Origin of the sequence: Micromonospora pallida (assembly GCF_900090325.1) — a bacterium.
Classification (GTDB): domain Bacteria; phylum Actinomycetota; class Actinomycetes; order Mycobacteriales; family Micromonosporaceae; genus Micromonospora; species Micromonospora pallida.
Genome location: NZ_FMHW01000002.1, coordinates 5,763,595 through 5,778,805 on the forward strand (window position 1 = coordinate 5,763,595; position 15,211 = coordinate 5,778,805).

At 71.2% G+C, this 15,211-nt stretch carries 15 protein-coding genes and 1 pseudogene; 6 read left to right on the plus strand and 10 right to left on the minus strand.

The genetic code is table 11. The features are described 5' to 3' along the window. Window positions 1-17: 17 nt before the first annotated feature. From GA0074692_RS24135 to purS, 4 genes are all read right to left on the minus strand, one after another. Window positions 18-788, minus strand: coding sequence for a 2-phosphosulfolactate phosphatase (locus GA0074692_RS24135; protein ID WP_091647844.1), 771 nt, complete (start codon window positions 786-788; stop codon window positions 18-20). Window positions 789-792: 4 nt separating this feature from the next. Continuing rightward, entirely contained in the window at window positions 793-3,597 is a 2,805-nt protein-coding gene (gene purL / locus GA0074692_RS24140) for a phosphoribosylformylglycinamidine synthase subunit PurL (protein WP_091647846.1), read from the minus strand. Between the two features lie 73 nt (window positions 3,598-3,670). After that, a complete protein-coding gene (gene purQ / locus GA0074692_RS24145; protein WP_091647848.1) occupies window positions 3,671-4,354 on the minus strand; it encodes a phosphoribosylformylglycinamidine synthase subunit PurQ in 684 nt (227 codons plus the stop codon). Beyond that, window positions 4,351-4,614, minus strand: a complete 264-nt coding sequence (gene purS, locus GA0074692_RS24150) for a phosphoribosylformylglycinamidine synthase subunit PurS (RefSeq protein WP_091647849.1) — start codon at window positions 4,612-4,614, stop codon at window positions 4,351-4,353. Before purS ends, purQ begins: the two co-directional genes overlap by 4 nt. A 365-nt stretch (window positions 4,615-4,979) precedes the next feature. Here purS and GA0074692_RS24155 point away from each other — a divergent pair, with 365 nt between their 5' ends. Together GA0074692_RS24155 and GA0074692_RS24160 are read left to right on the plus strand one after the other, a co-directional pair. Further along, on the plus strand, window positions 4,980-5,666 hold the full coding sequence (locus tag GA0074692_RS24155; RefSeq protein ID WP_091647851.1) for a S1 family peptidase: 687 nt from the start codon (window positions 4,980-4,982) through the stop codon (window positions 5,664-5,666). Between the two features lie 88 nt (window positions 5,667-5,754). Next, a pseudogene (locus tag GA0074692_RS24160) lies at window positions 5,755-6,277 on the plus strand (YbjQ family protein). A gap of 85 nt (window positions 6,278-6,362) precedes the next feature. On the opposite strand, the gene purB reads toward GA0074692_RS24160, so the two are convergent. Next, window positions 6,363-7,787: an adenylosuccinate lyase gene (gene purB, locus GA0074692_RS24165; RefSeq protein WP_091647853.1), complete on the minus strand. Its 1,425-nt coding sequence runs from the start codon at window positions 7,785-7,787 to the stop codon at window positions 6,363-6,365. 470 nt (window positions 7,788-8,257) lie between these two features. Here purB and GA0074692_RS24170 point away from each other — a divergent pair, with 470 nt between their 5' ends. From GA0074692_RS24170 to GA0074692_RS34940, 3 genes are read left to right on the plus strand one after another with little or no spacing between them, the layout of a single operon-like run. Then, entirely contained in the window at window positions 8,258-8,722 is a 465-nt protein-coding gene (locus GA0074692_RS24170) for a helix-turn-helix domain-containing protein (protein WP_091647855.1), read from the plus strand. Next, the gene (locus GA0074692_RS24175) at window positions 8,719-9,237 is read left to right on the plus strand and encodes an ImmA/IrrE family metallo-endopeptidase (protein ID WP_091647857.1); all 519 of its coding nucleotides are present in this window, start codon (window positions 8,719-8,721) and stop codon (window positions 9,235-9,237) included. Before GA0074692_RS24170 ends, GA0074692_RS24175 begins: the two co-directional genes overlap by 4 nt. Window positions 9,238-9,240: 3 nt before the next feature. Further along, the gene (locus tag GA0074692_RS34940; RefSeq protein WP_091647860.1) at window positions 9,241-10,443 is read left to right on the plus strand and encodes an MAB_1171c family putative transporter; all 1,203 of its coding nucleotides are present in this window, start codon (window positions 9,241-9,243) and stop codon (window positions 10,441-10,443) included. Window positions 10,444-10,507: 64 nt separating this feature from the next. On the opposite strand, the gene GA0074692_RS24185 is transcribed toward GA0074692_RS34940, so the two are convergent. The 3 genes from GA0074692_RS24185 to GA0074692_RS24195 all read right to left on the minus strand — a co-directional run bounded on the left by GA0074692_RS24185 (window position 10,508) and on the right by GA0074692_RS24195 (window position 12,373). Beyond that, window positions 10,508-11,311: a MerR family transcriptional regulator gene (locus GA0074692_RS24185; protein ID WP_091647863.1), complete on the minus strand. Its 804-nt coding sequence runs from the start codon at window positions 11,309-11,311 to the stop codon at window positions 10,508-10,510. After that, window positions 11,304-11,840, minus strand: a complete 537-nt coding sequence (locus GA0074692_RS24190) for a VOC family protein (protein ID WP_091647865.1) — start codon at window positions 11,838-11,840, stop codon at window positions 11,304-11,306. The genes GA0074692_RS24185 and GA0074692_RS24190 overlap by 8 nt, the downstream gene beginning before the upstream one ends. A gap of 62 nt (window positions 11,841-11,902) precedes the next feature. Beyond that, window positions 11,903-12,373: a GNAT family N-acetyltransferase gene (locus tag GA0074692_RS24195; protein ID WP_091647868.1), complete on the minus strand. Its 471-nt coding sequence runs from the start codon at window positions 12,371-12,373 to the stop codon at window positions 11,903-11,905. A gap of 249 nt (window positions 12,374-12,622) precedes the next feature. Between GA0074692_RS24195 and GA0074692_RS24200 the strand changes: the two genes are divergently transcribed. Then, window positions 12,623-13,492, plus strand: coding sequence for an AraC family transcriptional regulator (locus GA0074692_RS24200; protein WP_091647870.1), 870 nt, complete (start codon window positions 12,623-12,625; stop codon window positions 13,490-13,492). 206 nt (window positions 13,493-13,698) lie between these two features. Here the strand turns inward: GA0074692_RS24200 and GA0074692_RS24205 are convergent, their stop codons facing one another. Together GA0074692_RS24205 and GA0074692_RS24210 are read right to left on the minus strand one after the other, a co-directional pair. After that, a complete protein-coding gene (locus GA0074692_RS24205; RefSeq protein WP_091647872.1) occupies window positions 13,699-14,430 on the minus strand; it encodes a GntR family transcriptional regulator in 732 nt (243 codons plus the stop codon). 12 nt (window positions 14,431-14,442) lie between these two features. Continuing rightward, entirely contained in the window at window positions 14,443-14,976 is a 534-nt protein-coding gene (locus GA0074692_RS24210; RefSeq protein WP_091647875.1) for a UTRA domain-containing protein, read from the minus strand. Between the last annotated feature and the right edge of the window lie 235 nt (window positions 14,977-15,211).

Below are 15,211 nucleotides of genomic sequence, written 5' to 3' on the forward strand. Positions count from 1 at the left end.
CCACCCCATCGCGTCGATCAAGAAGAGTGGGGTCCGGCGGGGGAGAAACTGTTCTGGCGTAGGAGCGGAATCACCGGGGAGACGCCGACCTCCACCGCGATCTCCACGTCATCGCCGAACCCCTGCTCGATGAGTTCCCGCCCGGACACACAGCCCCGCACGGCGGCCGGCACGTCGGGGGTGCTCGCCAGCGCGGCGAGGGCCATCGCCGCCTCCACGGAGAGCCCGCCCGGGACGCCGGAGAGCTCGTCGAGCACGCACGCCGCGCCCAACTGGTCCTCCACGGAGGGGCGCAGCGAGCCGTCCGGCCAGCGCTCGCCCGAGGCGACCACCCCGATCGGCGCGTCGACGGTGCCGTACCCCTGCTCGCGCAGCCAGCGCCCGACGGCGGCGGCGTTACGCAGGCAGGCCGCCACCACCGGCCGACCGGTCGCGCTGGCCGCCGCGCAGATCGCCGAGCCGTTCGGGGATGGCAACACCAGGTCGGGCACGGCCGGCGCGGTCCGCAGCGCCGCCGGGGAGAGCGACCACGGATTGTCCCGGCTCGTCTGCCGTCGACCCACCGCGACCGCCGCGCCCATCCGGCGGGCGTAGTCGGCGGCCTGCTCTCCCCAGGGGAACGGGTGGACCCGGACCCCTCGGGCGACCGCCACCTCCACCGAGGTGGTGAAGGAGAGCACGTCCACCACCACCAGGACAGCGCAGACCCGGCCCAGTTCCGCCGCCCCGGCGAGGCCCCAGTCGAACCGGGCCCCCGAACCGGGTTGGGTGAAGACCGGCGCGGACACCGCCTCAGCGCCGGTCGGTGCTGGCGTTCTCTCCGGACCCCTCGGTGTCGCCGTCGGCTGCGGAAGCGCCCTGGGCGTCCACCGCAGCAGTGCCGTCGCCGGCAGCCGTCGGCTTGCTGTGGGCGTCCGCCGCCGGCTCGGCCTCGGTCGGCACCGGGGCGCGGTCGACCGGGTCGGCCCCGGTCGCGGCGCGCTCGGTGGCCGGCGTGGTCCCGCCGGCCGACGCGGCCTCGAGATCACCCGTCGGCACGGAGCCGGCGACCGTCGGCACGGAACCGGCAGCCTCACCCGAGGCGGTCGGCCCGGCCGGCGTGCCGCCGATCGGTGCCATCTCGGCCACCGGTACCGCCTCGACGGCCCCGGCCACCCCGGTCGCCGGGGCGGGCACGTCGACCACCTCGGCACCGCCGAAGAGCTGCGGCAGGGTCGCGGTGTACGCGTCTCGCAGCTCGTCCAGGCCGATCTCGAACTGCCCACGCACCTCCAGCACGCCGGCGGTCGAGTCGGTGACCCCGATCGCCTCCACCGGCACCCCACGCTCGGCGCAGAGGGCGGTGAACGCCTTCTCGTGCCCACGCGGCACCGAGACGACGGCCCGCGCGGCGGACTCGCTGAAGAGGTAGACGAACGGCAGCGAACCGGTGGTGAACCGGTCCGGCAGGGCGATCCGCGCGCCAACGCCGCGCCGCAGGCAGGACTCGACCAGGCTCTGCGCGAGACCGCCGTCGGAGAGGTCGTGCGCGGAGTTGAGGTGCCCGACCCGGGCGGCCTCGGCCAGCAGGTCACCCAGCGCCTGCTCACGGGCCAGGTCGACCCGGGGCGGTACGCCGCCGAGGTGACCGTGGGTCACCCAGGCCCACTCCGAGCCGGACAGCTCGTTGCGGGTCTCGCCGAGCAGGAAGATCAGGTCGTGCTCGCCGGCCGGCCGGAGCGCGAAGCCCATCGGCACCCGCTCGGCGACGTCGTCCAGGATGCCGAGCACGCCGACCACCGGGGTCGGGTGGATGGCCGCCGCGCCGGTCTGGTTGTAGAAGCTGACGTTGCCGCCGGTCACCGGGATGCCCAGCTCCTGGCAGCCGTCCGCCAGGCCGCGCACGGCCTCGGCGAACTGCCACATCACGCCCGGGTCCTCCGGCGAGCCGAAGTTGAGGCAGTTGGTCACGGCGATCGGCTTCGCGCCGGTCACCGCCACGTTCCGGTACGCCTCGGCGAGCGCCAGCTTGGTGCCCTGGTACGGGTCCAGGCGGGCGTACCGGCCGTTGCCGTCGACCGAGAGGGCGACGCCGAGCCCGGAGCGCTCGTCGATCCGGATCACGCCGGAGTCCTCCGGCTGGGCGAGCACGGTGTTGCCCAGCACGTACCGGTCGTACTGCTCGGTGACCCAGGTGCGGTCGCAGAGGTTGGGCGAGGCGATCATGCGGAACAGGGTTTCCCGCAGCGCGTCCGGCGTGGCCGGTCGGGGCAGCGTCTCGGCCCGGTCGGCCTGGAGCAGGATCAGGTCGGCCGGCTCCCGCATCGGGCGGGCGTAGACCGGCCCATCGTCGACCAGTGAGCCGGGCGGCACGTCCACCACGAGCTGGTCGCGCCAGGTGATCAGCAGCCGGCCCGGGCGACCGTCCTCGGCCGGCGGAGTGACCTCGCCGATCGCGGTGGCGAGCACGCCCCACTTGTCACAGGTCTTCAGCACCGCCTCGAGCTTCTCCGGCTCGACCACCAGGAGCATCCGCTCCTGGGACTCGCTGGCCAGGATCTCGTGCGGCTCCATGGAGGGCTCGCGCAGCGGCACCCGCTCCAGCCAGACCCGCATGCCGGTGCCGGCCGCCGCGGCGGTCTCGGTGAGCGCGCAGGTCAGCCCGGCGCCGCCGAGGTCCTGGATGCCGACGACCAGCTCGGCGTCGTACAGCTCCAGGCAGGCCTCGATGAGCAGCTTCTCGATGAACGGGTCACCGACCTGTACCGACGGGCGGCGCTGCTCGCTGCCCTCGTCGAAGGTGGCGCTGGCCAGCACCGACACGCCGCCGATGCCGTCCCGGCCGGTCTTGGCGCCCATCAGCACCACGACGTTGCCGGGGCCGGCGGCCTCCTTCTTCTGCAGCCGGTCGACCGGCAGCACGCCGAGGCAGAGCGCGTTGACCAGAGGGTTGCCCTGGTAGCAGGGGTCGAAGACCACCTCGCCGCCGATGTTGGGCAGGCCGAGGCAGTTGCCGTAGCCGCCGACGCCGGCCACCACGCCGGGCAGCACCCGGGCGGTGTCGGGGTGGTCGGCCGCGCCGAAGCGCAGCGGGTCCATCACCGCGACCGGGCGGGCGCCCATGGCGAGGATGTCCCGGACGATGCCGCCGACGCCGGTCGCCGCGCCCTGGTACGGCTCGACGAAGCTCGGGTGGTTGTGCGACTCGACCTTGAAGGTCACCGCCAGCTTGTCGGAGACCTGGACCACGCCCGCGTTCTCACCGATGCCGGCGAGCAGCCGGTCGCTCGGCGGGGCCTTCTCGCCGAACTGGCGCAGGTGCACCTTGCTCGACTTGTAGGAGCAGTGCTCGCTCCACATGATCGAGTACATGGCCAGCTCGGACTGGGTGGGGCGACGGTCGAGGATCTGCCGGATCCGCTCGTACTCGTCGTCCCGGAGCCCCAGCTCGGCGTAGGGCTGCAACTCACCCGCGGTGTCCGCGGCCCGCGGCACGGTGTCGAGCCGACCGAACGGCCCGGCGGGGGTGGCGGGGCTGGCCGGGGCGTCGGCCACCGGACGCGGCTCGGCCGGGGCGCCCGTGTTGGGGTGCGCCGCCGGGTCCGGGTGGGTGGTCATGACCTCTCCTCGCTGCGCTCGTGGCCACCGCGTCGGGGGTGGCTGAGCCGACCGATGATCCGGTGGGGCTGGCTCACGCCGGCGCTCCCACCAGGTGCTTGAGGACCGAGGTGAAGAAGCCGAGGCCGTCCAGGGACGGGCCGGTGAGCGCCTCCACCGCGTGCTCCGGGTGCGGCATGATGCCGACCACGTTGCCGGCGGAGTTGGTGATCGCGGCGATGTCCCGCTGCGACCCGTTCGGGTTGCCGCCGAGGTAGCGGGCGACGACCTGTCCCTCGCCCTCGAGCCGGTCCAGGGTGGCCGCGTCGGCGACGTAGCAGCCCTCACCGTTCTTGACCGGGATCAGGATCTCCTGACCGGTCTGGTACGTGTTCGTCCAGGCGGTGCCGGTCGTCTCGATCCGCAGAACCTGGTCCCGGTTGCGGAAGTGCAGGTGCTGGTTGCGGGTGAGCGCGCCGGGGAGCAGGTGCGCCTCGCAGAGGATCTGGAAGCCGTTGCAGATGCCGAGGACGGGAAGCCCGCCCCGGGCGGCGTCCACGATCGTCTCCATCACCGGGGCGAACCGGGCAATCGCCCCGCAGCGCAGGTAGTCGCCGTAGGAGAAGCCACCAGGCAGCACCACGGCGTCGACGCCGTGCAGGTCGGCGTCGCCGTGCCAGAGTCGGACCGGCTCACCGCCGGCGATCCGGACGGCCCGGGCGGCGTCCCCGTCGTCGAGCGAGCCGGGGAAGGTCACCACACCGACGCGGGCGGTCACGGCCGGGCTTCCACGGCGTCGTCGGCCTCGACCAGACGGACGGTGAAGTCCTCGATGACCGGGTTGGCGAGCAGCTTGTCGGCGATTTCCCGAGCCCGGTCCAGGTCCGGTTCACCGGTGAACTCGATCTCGACACGCCGACCGATCCGGACGGAGGCGACATCAGTGACGCCGAGCCGTGGCAGCGCGTTTGCGACGGCCTGGCCCTGCGGATCGAGAATCTCGGGCTTGAGCATGACGTCGACGACGACGCGAGGCACTGGGCACTCCTGACTGTGTACGCAGTTGGGTGCCGACCCTGAACGGGCGAGCGCAGCCAGCCTACCTGGCAGGAAGCGGTCCGGACGCACCGGCCGGCCGCAGCAGGCGCGATGATCCATATTACCGAGCGCAACGGCCGGGGGCCAGCACCGGACGGGTCGCGCCGGCCGTGGCGGGTCGTCCGCCCGGGGAGCGCCCGGGCAGCCTGATATGTATCTATCGATATCGATAACACTCTTGTCGGTGGACGCGCCGCGCCCCTACGGTACGTCGACAGATATCGATGGCAAGCCCGCCGTCCGGCAGCCCCGTCGACGGCTCTCCCGACCCGGTTCCCGCAACCCCCGTGAAGGAGTCCCCCGCCATGCGAATCCGCTCCCTCGTCGCCGCGCTCAGCGCCGCCTTCGTCGGCATGATCGGCTTCGGCTCGCCCGCGGCGGCCGCCGACCCGGCCCCGGTCACCCCGTACATCATCGGTGGGGGATACGTCTCCTCCGCGCCGTGGGCCGCCGCAGTGTTCAGCAACGGCTCGTTCACCTGCTCCGGCAGTGTCATCTCCGCCGACTGGGTGCTCACCGCGCGGCACTGCGTCAGCGGCTCGATGTCGGTCCGGATCGGCAGCGTCTACTACGCCTCCGGCGGCACCACCCGCACCATCAGCGCCACCCACACCCGCTACGACCTGGCGCTGATGCGGCTGTCCAGCCCGGTCAGCACCTCGTACGTCTCGCTGGCCAGCAGCAACCCGCCCAACGGCTCCACCAACAGCATCTACGGCTGGGGCATGACCTGCTACAGCGGCTGCTCCGCCTCCAGCCAGCTCAAGACCGCCAGCGTCCAGGTGACCGGCCTCACCACCGACGCGTACGGCGGCCAGGCGATCCAGAGCACCCGGATCAACGGCAACGCCTGGCGGGGCGACTCGGGCGGCCCGCAGTTCTACAACGGCCTTCAGGTCGGCGTCGCCTCCACCGCCAACGGCTTCAACATCCAGAACTACGGCAGCGTCGCGTACAACCGGGCGTGGATCACCTCGATCACCGGAATCTGACCCTGGTGACCGCCTTCTGACCCGCCGTACCGACTCGGTGCGGACGGCCCGGCTCGCGCCGGCCGTCCGCGCCGCGTCGTTTCGCAGCATGCGGCGAGGTGAACACAGCTCACGAACCGCCCGCCGGGGCGGATGCCAGCATCGATGACGTGCTGGTCGTGACGACGGATACGCTGCCCGGCTACGAGATCCGCCAGGTCCTCGGCGAAGTGGTGTCATCGATGGCCAGGACGCGGAACCCCTACCGCGAGGGTGTGAAGAACCTGCGCGGCGGCGCGTACGACCCGATGGCGCCGGACAACCTGACCCGCTGGCGTACCGACTCGGTGGCCCGGCTCGGCGAGGAGGCCCGCCGCCTCGGCGCGAACGCCGTGCTGGGGATGCGGTTCGACAGCCGCGACTGTGGCGAGATGTGGATGGAGGTGTGCGCCTACGGGACGGCAGTGGTCGTCGTAGCCCGGGCGCCCGAACCCATGCCCCCCGACCAGCCGGTGGTCGCGGCGGGCACGGCCCAGGAGGCGGGCATCGCGGAGGCTCCCGGCGGCATCGCCGAACCGCCCAGCGCCCCGAACCTCTCCTCCGCCGCCGAAACCCCCACCCCCCGCTCCTGACCCGTCCGCCTTGTCGCGGTTGATCAGGAAGTTGCGTCACCGGGAGCGCCGGAACCTGACGCAAACTCCTTGATCAACGCGAACGTCAGAGGATGGGGGGTGGGGAGTAGGTGGCGGCTTCGGGGTGCTGGGTCACGATCTTCGTGATCCGGGCGGTGACCGAGGCGACCTGGGCCTCGGCGGCACCGACGAAGGCGGCCCGGTCGGCGACCAGGGCGTCGATCTCGGCCCGGGTGAGGCCGAGCCGGGCATCGGCGGCGAGCCGGTCGAACAGGTCGTTCCCGGCGACCCCCCGCTCCCGCATGGCCAGCGCCACCGCGACCGCGTGCTCCTTGATCGCCTCGTGCGCCGCCTCCCGGCCCACCCCCCGGCGTACCGCCGCCACCAGGATCTTCGTGGTGGCCAGGAACGGCAGGAAGCGCTCCAGCTCCCGGTCGATCACCGCCGGGTACGCCCCGAACTCGTCCAACACGGTGAGGAAGGTCTGGAACAGCCCGTCGGCGGCGAAGAAGGCGTCCGGCAGGGCCACCCGGCGCACCACCGAGCAGGACACGTCCCCCTCGTTCCACTGGTCGCCGGCCAGCTCGCCGACCATCGACAGGTAACCCCGGATGATCACCGCGAAGCCGTTGACCCGCTCGCTGGACCGGGTGTTCATCTTGTGCGGCATGGCGCTGGAGCCGACCTGACCCGGCTTGAAGCCCTCGGTGGCCAACTCCTGGCCGACCATCAGCCGGATCGTGGTGGCCAGCGACGACGGCGCCGCGGCCACCTGGGAGAGCGCGGCGAGCACCGCCACGTCGATCGAACGCGGGTAGACCTGCCCGACGCTGTCCAGCACCCGGCTGAACCCGAGGTGCTCGGCCACCCGCCGCTCCAGCTCGGCGACCTTCTCCGCGTCCCCGTCGAAGAGGTCCAGCTGGTCGGCGGCGGTGCCCACCGGGCCCTTGATGCCCCGCAGCGGGTACCAGTCGATCAGGTCTGCCAGCCGCTCGTACGCGATCAGCAGTTCCTCGGCGGCCGACGCGAAGCGCTTGCCCAGCGTGGTCGCCTGCGCGGCGACGTTGTGCGACCGGCCGGTCATCACCAGGCCGGAGTGCTCGTGGGCGAGCCAGGCGAGCCGGGCCAGCGCGGCCACCACCCGGTCCCGGATCAGCTCCAGCGAGCGACGGACCTGGAGCTGCTCGACGTTCTCGGTGAGGTCCCGCGAGGTCATCCCCTTGTGCACGTGCTCGTGCCCGGCGAGCGCGCTGAACTCCTCGATCCGGGCCTTCACGTCGTGCCGGGTGACCCGCTCCCGGGCCGCGATCGAGGCCAGGTCGACGTCCGGCAACACCCGCTCGTACGCCTCGACCACGCCGTCCGGCACTGCGATGCCGAGGTCGCGCTGCGCCCGGAGCACGGCGAGCCAGAGCCGCCGTTCCATGCGTACCTTCTCCTCCGGGGACCAGAGGGCGACCAGCTCGGGTGAGGCGTACCGGTTGGCGAGCACGTTCGGGATCGTCGTCACCCGGCCATTCTCCGGTACGCCCGGAGCGCCGTCCCACCCAGGTCAGAGCCCTCGTGACGGTCGTCGAAGCCGGGCCACCGGCCCCTTGGCCGCCGAGTCGCCGGCCCTCGCGCCGAAGAGTCGTCGAATCCCGTCCGGCCGCACCCCGGACGGGATCGGAACGCCCCCGACGGACGGATGGGCCAACGACGATGGCAAATCTCCCGCCACCCGTTGCACCGACCGGGGCGCGTCGCTAAGGTGCGTGGCAGAGGCCGGCATCTCCCCCCGTGGATGCCGGCCTCTGCATTACCCGGGCCGGCACGCTAATCCCCCCAGACGCGGAACCGGCATGAGAGATGGCGACCAAGGTCCAGCTACCCGCCAACATCGATGAGCTTACGATGGATGCGCGGAAGGCGTCAACTGACGTTAATGTCTGGCGAACAGCAATTAACCTGAGCTTTTCCGGATCGCGGAGGTGGAACGCCTTGAGCAGCACAGCCGAGGGCGGCACGTCGTTCGCAGACCGGCTCAACCTGCTCTTCGACACGATCCGGCCGGCGGGCCGCGACAACCCGCACAGCAACAAGGATGTGGCGAGCGCAGTTCGGGCAGCCGGGGGATCCATTTCCGACGTATATATCTGGCAATTACGCACAGGTCGCCGGACGAATCCCACCAAAGAGCACATCGAAGCGCTGGCCCAGTTCTTCGGGGTGAGCCCGGCGTACTTCTTCGACGACGAACACGCCCGACACACGATCGCCGACCTCCGCACCCTGGACGCGCTGCGCAAACTCCAGGTCCAGCACGTGTCGCTGCGTACCGTGCTCCAGCACAAGGGGCTCTCCCCTGCCAGTCAACAGGTCATCCAGCAGATGGTGGACCGCTGCCTGGAACTGGAGGGGCTGGCCGGGCGGGAGACCGGGACGACGGAGGACGGAGCGTCATGACCGGGTGGCGTGCCAAACGACGGTTGACGCGCCTCACCAGCGGTATCCGGGTCCCGGCGACGGCCGACAGCGCGGCGCTCTGCGGTGCCGTGGCCGAACGCCTCGACCGGCCGATCCAACTCCTCCCCCTGCCCCTGCCCACCGACGCGCCCTGCGGCATCGTGATCTCCACGCCGCAGAGCCACTACGTCGCGTACGACAACCGCACCAGCCCACTGCACCAGCGGCACATCGTCGCCCACGAGCTGGGCCACCTGCTCGCCGGGCACGCCGCCCGACCGGTCGACGCCAGCGACCTGACCCGCCTGCTCATGCCGACCCTCGACCCCGACATGGTCACCTCGGTGCTCGGCCGGGTGCCCGGCTACGGCGAGCGGGCCGAATGGGAGGCCGAGGTCATCGCCGGACTGCTCCGCAAACACGCCGCCCGCCGGAAGACCCCGCCCACCGTCGACGCGGACCCCTCGACCGCGGCCGTCGTCGACCGGATCCGGCAGTCCCTCGGCGGGCCGTGAGCCGTGCACGACATCCTCTACCCGGGGCTGGCCGTCCTGGCCTGGACGACGGCCGGCGTACGGCTGGCCACCACCCTGCGCGACGGCACCGGCAACCCGGCCCGACACGCGGTCACCGGCACGTTCGCCCTGCTGGCGCTGACCTTCACCGTCTCCACGCCGGCCGTCTGGGCGCTCGCCGACCGGGCCATCGGCGTCGAGAACATCGCCGCCCTCATCGCCCACCTCTGCGTGGTCGGCTTCTCCACCAGCATCCAGGTCCTGCTGCTCTGGTGGACCAACCCGCCCGAGCGGGCCGGCCGGCACAGCCGGTACCGGCTGGTCGCCCTGGCCGTGGTCGTCCTGGTGCTCGGGGCGCTGTTCTGCGGCATCGGCCCGACCGACACGCACAGCACCGACTTCGTGGCCACCTACGCCAACCGGCCACAGCTCGCCGCCTACCTGCTGATGTACCTCGCCGCCTTCTCCGCCGGGCTGGTCGACATCATCCGCATCTGCTGGCCGTACGCCCGGCTGGTCGGCCCCGGCTGGCTGCGCCGAGGGCTGCGCACCACGGCGGTCGGCGCCGCCCTCGGGCTGGTGTACACCCTGGCCCGTGTCCGCGACGTGGTCGCCGCCCTCTGCTGGGACGACCTGCCCCGGCTGGAATGGCTCGTGCCGATCGCCGCCAGCACCGGAGCACTGCTGGTCATCGGCGGACTCACCATGCCCGCCTGGGGTCCCCGGCTCGCCGCCGTGCCCGGCACCGCCCATCGGATCCGGCTGCTCCGGCAGTTGCGTCCGCTCTGGGCCGCGCTCTGCGCCGCCGTACCGGCCGTGCGCCTCGCCCATGACCGGCGCTCGTGGTGGCCGGCGGACCGGCTGCACCGTCGGGTGATCGAGATCTACGACGCCCGACTGGTGCTGCGGCCGTACCTCAGCGAAGCCGTCGGCGACCGGGCCCGCCAGCGCGCGGAGGCCGACGGCCTCGGCGGCGACGACCTCGCCGCCGTGGTCGAGGCCGCCAAGCTGCGGGCCGCGCTGGCCGCGATGCGCGCCGACGTCCGCCCGTGCCGCCCGGAGCTGCCCGGCCCGCCCGACCCGGCCCTCGACGAGGTACGCGAGGTCGAGCAGCTCGCCCGGGTTGCCCGCGCGTTCACCTCCTCGCCCCTGGTCGGCGCCGCCGTCCAGGAGACCGCCAACGACACGGCAGGGGTTGGGTGGTAGCAGGGGACCCCTGTTACCGCATTTTGCCGAGCAGGGGACCCCTGCAACCACCTCAGCCCAGGCGCTACTGCCAGGTGGCGGTGTCGGGGTCGATGTCGTGGGCGCGTGCGCTGGCGTCGACGCTCTGCCGGAACCACGTGGCGAGGCCGGCGCGGATGCCGTCGTAGTGGGCAGCGAATCCCGGATCAGCCTCGTACATGCGGCCGAGACAGACCTGCATCTGCCGGGTGAGAGGAAAATACGAGCTGAACACTTCACGGTGCCGCTCGACGAGTTGATTCGCTTCCGGGCTGCCAGGGGTGACACCGGCGTCCATCGCGTCGGCGAGGGCACGGTCGAGGTCGGTGACGCTGTCGGCGATGGCCTCCCATTCCTCCGGGCTGCGGGAGGCTGAGCGTTCGGCGTACTGCTGCCATTGCGTCGTGTCTCCGTAGCGTTGACGGGCCTGGACGGGCCAGTCCGGGTTCCACTCCGGGCCGAAGATCGCGGCCTGCTGCTCGACGGTCAGCAGCAGGCCGCGCTCGTGGGCGGCGATCATCCGATCCAGGCCGGCGCTGAGCTGCTGGAGGCGGTCGATCCGTTGGGCAACCTGGGTGCGCTGCGCACGCAACGCGCCGGGCACGTCCGCGTTCGAGTCGTCCAGGATGACCCGGATCCGGTCCAGGCCGAGGCCGATCTCCCGGTAGACGACGATGCGGTGCAGGCGTTCCAGATCGCCAGCCGTGTAGAGCCGGTATCCGGCAGCCGTACGCAGCGACGGCCGCGCCAGACCGATGTCGTCCCAGTGGTGCAGCGCGCGGACCGTCACGCCCAGACGCGTCGAGACCTGACCGACGGTCAGGCCATCGGCGCCGGCGGGATCAGGCATGCTCCTCATTGTCGCCGCGGCCGGCGCCCGGTGGGGTGATCCCGATGGCGGCAAGGTCCCGCGCCTCCTGACTGGCCGGATCGAAGGGCTTCGCCGCAGTGAAGACGATCCGTGCGTTCTCGGGAGTGATCACCTCCACATCGCGGGTGTTCCAGGGAGTGTCCCGTGGGCCGTCGACCGAGTTCGGGCTCAACGCACGGCAGGCCTCGACAAGGGAATCGACCTGGCTGAGCACGCACGCGAAACTGAGACTCATCGCTGGTGCCTGCGCCGGAACGTTCGCCGCCGAGACGAGGAGTACGTCCTGGAACGCCCACCGACGCAGATGCACGAGCGTGCCGGGGATGCTGAACAGCTCGAAGAACCCGAGCCCACGAATCCAGAAGTCCACCGACGCCGCCAGGTCGCTCGTGGGAACCGTCGCGAACGCGGGCATTCCATAGATGCCCCGGCACAGCTCCGGCGCAACCGCATCCGGGCCGGGATCGGGCACGGGACTCATCTCGAAAGCGTCGTAGTAGTCACTCATGCACCCCACCCTCCGGCCTCACGGACCGTGAGGGTCAAGCCGCCCAGGAGGGGCGACCGTGGTCAGGCTGCGGGCTCGTGGCAGAGCCAGACGTACGCCTCCGGCTGGTCCCGGTTCCACTCGTCGGCCAACTCCTGCGGCACCGCCCGGAACCCGACGGCGGCGTAACAGCGCAGTGCGGGAGCGTTGGCGGGGTTCACCCGCAAGCACACCGCCCGCTTCCGGCGCAGCGCCTCCTCGGTCAGCGCGGCAACCAACGCACGCCCCACGCCCCGTCCCCGGTGCCCCGGCGCGACGATCAGCCGGGCCAGCTCGGCCTCGGCGTCGTCCTCGTCCACCCACAGCTCGCCGAACCCGACCAGCTCACCCGCCTCCACCAGCCCGTACGCCTCGGTGTCCGGCTGCGCCACCCAGCCGGCGACGGTCTCCGCGGTGACCTCGTCCCGGGAACACCACCACCGGGTCTCCTCGACCGACGCCGCCCAGCCGGCCACCGTCCCGGCGTACGCTCCGTCGAACCGCACCAGTTCCATGCGCCGCCCCTTCCCTCGCAGCCGATCGCATCGCCAGCGGCGGTGCGTCATGCGGGAGCCGTCCCCGCCGCCAGGGCGGCGCCAGCGTAACGACGGCGGACCTCGACAAGAACCGAATTGCCGGCGGCACGACACCGGTCAAGCGGGCTGTTTGGCCCGACGCCGTAACCGGATGATCGGATCGAACCGCAGCGGTCGGGCACGGACGAGGTGTCAAAGCCCAGAGTTGATGCCGGAAGGGAGGTCCTCTTGATCTCGGCACTCAACGGGCTGGTCGACCAGGTGGAGCAGCACCTCACCGAGGAACTCGACCTGAACGGGCTGGCCAGGACGTTCGGCACGACCGAGTACCACCTGCGCCGGATGTTCTCGTCGCTGGCCGGCATGCCGCTCTCGGAGTACGTGCGCCGGCGCCGCATGACCGTCGCCGCGGCTGACGTCGTCAGCGGCGACGACGACCTGCTGTCCATCGCGGTCCGGCACGGGTACGGCTCGACCGAGGCGTTCGGCCGGGCGTTCCGGGCCGTGCATGGTGCCAGCCCCAGCGAGGTACGCCGTGACGGAGGCCCCCTTCGCACACAACCACAGCTCAGGTTCCGCCTGACCGTCGAAGGGAGCACACCCATGGACACCCGAATCGTCGACCGCCCCGCGTTCCGGCTCGTCGGACACGCCGTCCGGGTTCCGTTGATCTACGAGGGCGTCAACCCGCACATCCACCGGCATGTCACCTCGTTCCCGCCGGAGGAGCACCTCCGGCTGAAGGCCATGAGCAACACCGAGCCGGCCGGGATCCTCGCGGTCAGCGACGACCTCGAGGCCGACGCCGCCGAAGGCAGCGAACTGACCTACCTGCACGGCGTCGCGGTCACCGGCGACACCCCGCCACCGGACGGGCTGGACGCCATCGAGGTCCCGGCCGGCACGTGGGCGATCTTCCGTAGTTCGGGGCCGTACCCGAGCGCGCTCCAGCAGACCTGGGCCGCGACCGCCACCGAGTGGTTCCCCTCGAACCGCTGGCGGCTGCGGCCGGGTCCGTCGATCGTGGCGGTGCTCGAACGCGCCGAGGACTTCAGCACCGCGACCTGCGAACTCTGGCTCCCCGTAGAGCCCACCTAACCACCCTACGAACACCCGACCCCCACCCCACCGCCCCGTCGATCATGGACTTTGGGCGCCGCCCAAAGCTGGCAAAAGCCACCAATCATGGCACCACAACTCCATGATCGACGGGGCACGGGGCCGGGCATGCGAAAGAGGTCAAACTGCTCGTCCGGGTTGGCATACACACGGCAATCCGGCCGGTCAACGCCCGCACGGTCCCGTCAGCGGCCGTCACCCTGGTCAACCGTTTGGCGGTAGTGCAGCTCGTGCAGGTGTCCTCCCTTGACCAGGATCGACGCCTCGACCGGGCGATCGTTCCGCGAGGCCACCACACGGAACTGCCGGATGACCGGCACGTTCGGCGGGAGCGCCAGCAGTTCTGTCTCCTCGGGCGTGGGCATGCGCGCCGAGACACGGTCGGCGAACATGACCATCGGCAGGCCGGCATCAGACAGAACCCTCGGTGCCCCGCCGACAATCCGTCGCTGCTGCGTCAACTCCGTGCCGGCCGCAATCGACATCCGGTAGTACGACCAAGACAACTCGACGGGATCGGTGTCGTACAGCGCCAACCGGTGCCGAACGATGACCCGCTCTCCCTCGGCAAGTTGAAGCGCCCGACCGACCTCGGGCGGAGCCTCCGTCTCGGCCACGTCGAGCAAGCGATAGGAGTACCGGCTCCGCGCCGGATCCCAGTACGCGGCCACCTCGACCAGAAGCGGCTCGCGCTCACGGACGTAGACACCCTTGCCGACCGCGCTTATCAGATAACCCTCATCCTTCAGGGCAGCGAGGGCGCGTTGGACGGTCGCTGTAGCCGCCGAGTAGGTGGTGACCAGAGTGGGAATGGATGGTAGCTGCTCTCCCGGAGACAGGTCGCCAGCCATGATCGCCGCTCTGATCTCGGCCGCAATCTGCTCGTGCCGGGAACGACGGTCACCTCTGGTAGCCACTGCACCTCCCGTTCAGTCGATCGCCATCTCATACCGCAGCCGACGGCCTTCGGCCACCATCGTCATAATGCTGACCTCGACCGGCATCCCGTCCTCCGCTGTCAGAAGGCGGGTCAGTCCCAACACCCAGCGATGACCGCCGAGGGCAAGCACCTTCCGTTCCTCATCCGTGGGTTCACGGGCATAGACGTCCTCAGCGGTGTGACGTGGCCGGTAGCCCAGCTCGGTCAGCAGCGCCACCGCTCCACCCCGTATCTTCTTGGGCTCGGCAAGTGCTGTGCCACGAGCGACGGCAAGCGGATAGTAGGAATCCGCCAGTTCGACGGGCCGGTCATCGAACAGCATCAGCCGACGGCGCATGACAACCATGCCGCCTGGCTCGACGCCCAGAGCGGCAGCAACTTCGGCCGGAGCCACCACCTCCGCGACCTCCAGTAGTCGCTGGCTCCCGACACCCCCGCCAGCGGCGGCCTCGGCCTTCCAGGCATCGGACGCCCCAGCCGTGACGTAGGGCATGGAGACGCTCAGCCAACCCTGGTCAGCCATGGGCAACCTCCAAGTCACGTCGATTCGCCTGAACAGCGTAGGCAGGCCCAGGACAACACCGCATCAACCCTTGATGCCTTACTCGATACGCAGTAAGGTTACTCCACGTAAGCGGGCCGGGACGGGTGCTGTGGTTTGGCGGCCTCGTACCCATCCCGGCCCGGCAAGCCGGAGGGAGCAGCCACGCTGGACCGCGCCCGGGGATCGACTCCCCTCCTGTCTACCACCCGGTGGT

Excerpts from the sequence above, each read along its gene's own strand:
- GA0074692_RS24185 (WP_091647863.1), bottom strand. The coding sequence starts at position 11,311 with ATGCCTGATCCCGCCGGCGCCGATGGCCTGACCGTCGGTCAGGTCTCG.
- purL (WP_091647846.1), bottom strand. The coding sequence starts at position 3,597 with ATGACCACCCACCCGGACCCGGCGGCGCACCCCAACACGGGCGCCCCG.
- GA0074692_RS24210 (WP_091647875.1), bottom strand. The coding sequence starts at position 14,976 with ATGGCTGACCAGGGTTGGCTGAGCGTCTCCATGCCCTACGTCACGGCT.
- GA0074692_RS24175 (WP_091647857.1), top strand. The coding sequence starts at position 8,719 with ATGACCGGGTGGCGTGCCAAACGACGGTTGACGCGCCTCACCAGCGGT.
- GA0074692_RS24195 (WP_091647868.1), bottom strand. The coding sequence starts at position 12,373 with ATGGAACTGGTGCGGTTCGACGGAGCGTACGCCGGGACGGTGGCCGGC.
- GA0074692_RS24190 (WP_091647865.1), bottom strand. The coding sequence starts at position 11,840 with ATGAGTGACTACTACGACGCTTTCGAGATGAGTCCCGTGCCCGATCCC.
- GA0074692_RS24155 (WP_091647851.1), top strand. The coding sequence starts at position 4,980 with ATGCGAATCCGCTCCCTCGTCGCCGCGCTCAGCGCCGCCTTCGTCGGC.